Annotated in this window: 2 protein-coding genes; one reads left to right on the forward strand and one right to left on the reverse strand. The window is 71.8% G+C overall.

The features are described 5' to 3' along the window. The coding region (locus tag A7A76_RS19740) for an alkaline phosphatase D family protein (RefSeq protein WP_206412866.1) at positions 1-1,273 on the forward strand (1,273 nt) is incomplete at its 5' end. 353 nt (positions 1,274-1,626) lie between these two features. Here A7A76_RS19740 and A7A76_RS19745 read toward each other — a convergent pair. Then, a partial coding sequence (locus A7A76_RS19745; protein WP_206412869.1) for a hypothetical protein occupies positions 1,627-1,924 on the reverse strand: 298 nt, incomplete at its 5' end.

Below are 1,924 nucleotides of genomic sequence, written 5' to 3' on the forward strand. Positions count from 1 at the left end.
GCCGCCCGGCCCGATGCGGCGCGTGCGCGTCGCCTTCGAGGACGCGCGCAGCGGCGTGCGCAGCGACTGGTGCGAAGGCCGCCTGCGCCCGGCGCCGGCGGGCCCGCTCGCGCACGCGCGGCCGGTGCGCTTCGTCTGGGGCGGCGACGTGGCCGGACAGGGCTGGGGCATCAATCCCGAGATCGGCGGCATGCGCATCTTCGAAGCCATGCGCCAGCGCGACCCGGACTTCTTCCTGCATTCGGGCGACACCATCTACGCCGACGGCCCGATCGCCGCCGAAGCGACCGCCGAAGACGGCCGGGTGTGGCGCAACCTGGTCGCCGAGGGCGTGCACAAGGTCGCCGAAACCCTCGACGAATACCGCGGCCGCTACCGCTACAACCTGCTCGACGACCACCTGCGCCGCTTCGCCGCTCAAGTGCCGCAGATCTGGCAGTGGGACGATCACGAAGTGGTCAACAACTGGTCGCCGGGCAAGGATCTTTCGGCCGATCCGCGCTACACGGTCAAGGACATCGACGTGCTGGTGCGGCGCGCGCGCCAGGCGTTCCTGGAGTACTCGCCGCAGCGCCGCGGCCACGACCCGGACGGCCGGCGCACGCGGATCGAGCGCGTGCTGCGTTACGGCCCGCTGCTCGACGTGTTCGTGCTCGACATGCGCAGCTATCGCGGCGGCAACAGCGACAACCTGCAGCCCGCGCCGGGCGCCGACAGCGCGTTCCTCGGCCGCCGCCAGTTGCGCGAGCTGGCCGACAACCTGCGCCGTTCGCGCGCGGTGTGGAAGATCGTCGCCGCCGACATGCCGCTCGGCCTGCAAGTGCCCGACGGCGTCGACGCGCAGGGTCGGCCGCGCTGGGAAGCGGTGGCCAACGGCGATCCCGGCTTGCCGCGCGGGCGCGAACTGGAGTTCGCCGAACTGCTGCGCGCAATCCGCGCGGTCGACAACGTGGTCTGGCTGACCGCCGACGTGCACTACTGCGCGGCGCATCACTACGATCCCGCGCGCGCCGCGTTCCAGGAGTTCTCGCCGTTCTGGGAATTCGTCGCCGGCCCGCTCAACGCCGGCTCGTTCGGCCCCAATGCGCTGGACGCGACCTTCGGCCCGCAGGTGGTGTTCCAGAAGGCGCCGCCGCATCCCAACGCGTCGCCGCTGGCCGGCTTCCAGTTCTTCGGCGAGGTCAACATCGATCCCGACAGCCGCGCCTTGAGCGTGGACCTGCGCGACCTCGACGGCCGCAGCGTGTTCGCCAAGACGCTGACGGCCGCGTGACGCCGCGGCGAGGCGTTCATCGAATTCACCCTGACCGTTCGCCTGCGCGCGCCGAACCTATCGGCGCGGTTATCGAATAACGTTCGATTTTCCATCGCGCGCGGAGTTTTGCCGCGCGTTCGCGCGATTCTGTGATCGTCCCCGTGACGCAGTGCGATAGGCATCGCTACTTGCGCAGCGCATCGCGCGTGAGCGTTGACCGCGCCGACACCGCGACGTAACACTGTCGGCGTCCGTTGCTTCGCCGCGCTACGCGGCGCGCGCTGCCCGCCCCGAACGAGCGGCGCGACGGCAATGGCCGCTGCCACTGCCACTCCGCTGCCCCAGAGCCCGCCGCACCCCAGCAAGCCCCATCACATCCAGATCCGCCACGCGGCCTTGCGCCGCGGCGCATCGCGCAGCGCGCGCTTCGGCCGCCCGCTCGCGCGACGCGCTTTCGCACGACCTGTTTCTTCGCGACACGGAGCCAGTCCCTTGAAGAACCCGTCCTCGCCGCGCGCGCGCCGCAATCCCTCAGCCGCCGCGCCGCCCGCGGCCGCCAAGCTGTCGTCCGTCGCACTTTCGCCCGCCGCACTTTCGCCCGCCGCGCTTTCGCCTGCCGCCGCGCCGTCTGCGCGCTGCGCGCTGCGCGCGCGCTGACTGCGCCGCCGT

The sequence above is a fragment of the Lysobacter enzymogenes genome, assembly GCF_017168095.1.
GTDB classification, from domain to species: domain Bacteria; phylum Pseudomonadota; class Gammaproteobacteria; order Xanthomonadales; family Xanthomonadaceae; genus Lysobacter; species Lysobacter enzymogenes_D.